Here is a 564-nt window from a genome sequence, read left to right on the forward strand (position 1 = left end):
GGGCGGCCATGCCGACCTCGGCCCAGGGGCCCCAGCCGATCGCGAGACCGGGCAGGCCGTCGGCGCGGCGGCGGGCCATCAGCGCGTCCAGGAAGGCGTTCGCGGCGGCGTAGTTGCCCTGACCGCCGTCCTCCAGGAGGGCGGCGACGGAGGAGAAGGAGACGAAGAAGTCCAGCGGCAGGTTCCGGGCCCGGGTCACCCGGTCCAGCTCCCACGCACCCCCCACCTTCGGCCCGAACACCCGCCCGAACCGCTCCGCCGACTGCGCCCCCAGCACCCCGTCGTCCAGCGCACCCGCCGCATGCACCACACCCCGCAACGGCGCCACACCACACACCCGATCGATCAGACGCTCCACCTCACCCGGCACCGACACATCCGCCGCCACCAGACACACCCGCGCCCCCGACGCCTCCATCTCCGCAACCGCCCGCACCACCTCCGCCGACGGCTCCCCCGCACCCCGACCCGCCAGCACCACATGACCGGCACCCTCCGCCACCAGCCGACGCGCCACACACAACCCCAGACCACCCAGACCACCAGTGATCAGATACGCCGCCT

1 protein-coding gene is annotated in these 564 nt (G+C 73.8%); it reads right to left on the reverse strand.

Translation table 11 applies throughout. The annotated features are described in order from the left end of the window. Nucleotides 1–517, reverse strand: a 517-nt coding sequence (locus LZ604_RS35525; RefSeq protein ID WP_308283723.1) for a KR domain-containing protein, incomplete at its 3' end; no start/stop codon positions are given. Between the last annotated feature and the right edge of the window lie 47 nt (nt 518–564).

The organism is Streptomyces glomeratus (assembly GCF_021462825.1).
In the GTDB taxonomy this organism is placed as follows: Bacteria; Actinomycetota; Actinomycetes; order Streptomycetales; family Streptomycetaceae; genus Streptomyces; species Streptomyces glomeratus.